A 1,913-nucleotide genomic window follows, 5' to 3' on the forward strand; every position below is an offset into this window, starting at 1 on the left:
GCAAATAAAAACATACCTGAAATCAGCCGCTGGTGCTTTTTTTTTCAAATTTGTTGATTTCTACCCACAGTTATCCCTGAAGAGCCAAAAAATAAAAAGAAAAAATTGTTTTATTTGGGTGAGTGAGTTGCATAAATCTCGTTATATCAAGAGAGGTTAACTACTTAACAGCCTTAGCTCAAATCGGCAGAGATATTAGAGGCTGTTGTAAAAGTTACTGATCATTAACTCAGGATAAAGATCAAAAGTCGTCTATAACTACTAGTTTTTTGCCATCACCTTCAGCTGTGATACCAGTAAGGACTCCATGTTTTTTTGCTGTCTCAGCAACACCCTTATTGCCTCTTCCCTCTGTAACAGCCTCGGGAGTGGCCATGGCAGAGAGCAGCAAATCGACCAGATAGCTCATGCAGTCATCAGATGGTTGCTCCAGACAACTGATAAACGCCTTTAAATTGAAGGTTAAGTGATTAAACAACGTAGCGGGGGACTCAAATACATCAGCTATAGGTTTATCCCGAAAAAAGTAGTTTTGACTTCCGTCCAATCTATAGTCAGCCAAGACCTTGCTATGGCTTAACGACTGAGCTTCAATGGCTACTGCCAGGGAAATAAGATTGAGTCTACTCTGCTCGCTCATCAGTAATACGTCCAGACAATTATTGTCATTGATATCTTTGATGGCAGGGTCGCTTCCCCTCTCTATAAGGGGTTGGATATAGGCCTGATCTCGCCTGGCGCAAGCATAATGCAATGGTGTCAGACCGTATTTATCCTGTGAGTTTATATGCCTGCTGACCGGTAAACTTTCTGATTGTATTATTTTTGTGAACACTGGGTATTGTTTTTGATGTCCACGTGTTGAAGCTTTTTTATGTCCTTTGGCAATCAACAGGTGCAGCAAATTTTTCCGGTTACAGTCCTCAATAAAAGGATCAGCACCCATTTCAGTGATTAAATCAATGGCAACCTCACCGCCACCGTTTGCTATGACAGACATTAAACCCGTTACATATTTCCATTCTGGCCACCACAGACAATCATTGATGGACAGGGCTGGATTTTGCTCCAGAATTTCTTTGCCTTCCTGGATAGCCTGGGAAATTTTGGCCATGGAGCTGGTTTTATGATGCTCGACAGTCAAATCCCAGAACCAATGCTGAATGGGAGTTACCGGCCCATCGGGGTTGGAAGACTCTAAAGTGGATGGTGCATCTGACGATGATGCTTGCATCTCATTAGCCTTTTCAAGGGCTTTAAGATTTTTTCTGGCAATTGCCACTAACTCAGCCTTAGTAGCCTGATTCTTGGGCAAATCTAGCTGATCATCAAGTTTCGCAAATGCATTTTGCACGCCAGAAATCGATGTGGGAACCATATCTGTTTACCCTGTAGTGTGATTGACGTCAATCTTCAGGTTCCTGGAAGAATCATCCAGAGCATCACACCAGACCAGAAAAAAAGGAATAAGTTCATTTTAAAGAGTCGATAAAGGTCGACAAGATTGTTCTTAACCGTCTCGTCGTTGCCCGCCCAACGTTCTTTCAGGCAGGGCAGCGTCAGCAAGGCTGCCACGGCTTGCACATCCGTAGGGCCTGCATCACGACACATGAACGCAATGTTCCCAAGTAAATTCAGACAGGTTAGACGTTCCTGTACGGGCAGGTGGGGGGAGTCACGTTTCAGGCAGGGCAGGCTCAATAGGCTTTCAGGTTTTCCTTATCCTGTGGTAATGAAACGATAAAGGAGTGTGACTGCCTTTCACCACCCCTATCAGGAATATAACGACTCGTAAAAAATGCCCAAAATTTGAATGATCGTCCATTGTCTTTCCTTCAAACCGACCACATGTTCCTCCTGATTATTGACCGTTAAGACATTTATTCCCTGGAAACAGAAAAACACCCATCTCG

General features: G+C 43.5%; 2 protein-coding genes. Both read right to left on the reverse strand.

Annotated features, from left to right (window positions below):
* Positions 1–241 precede the first annotated feature (241 nt).
* Positions 242–1,378, reverse strand: a complete 1,137-nt coding sequence (locus ACO6VE_RS24375; protein ID WP_422464084.1) for a hypothetical protein — start codon at positions 1,376–1,378, stop codon at positions 242–244.
* Between the two features lie 35 nt (positions 1,379–1,413).
* Positions 1,414–1,584: a hypothetical protein gene (locus ACO6VE_RS24380; RefSeq protein ID WP_422464086.1), complete on the reverse strand. Its 171-nt coding sequence runs from the start codon at positions 1,582–1,584 to the stop codon at positions 1,414–1,416.
* Between the last annotated feature and the right edge of the window lie 329 nt (positions 1,585–1,913).

It is taken from the genome of Endozoicomonas sp. ALB115, assembly GCF_049310245.1.
GTDB lineage: Bacteria > Pseudomonadota > Gammaproteobacteria > Pseudomonadales > Endozoicomonadaceae > Endozoicomonas.

What these genes read in the sequence shown, in the direction of transcription:
- ACO6VE_RS24375 (WP_422464084.1), bottom strand. Translation starts at nt 1,378, where the DNA reads ATGGTTCCCACATCGATTTCTGGCGTGCAAAATGCATTTGCGAAACTT.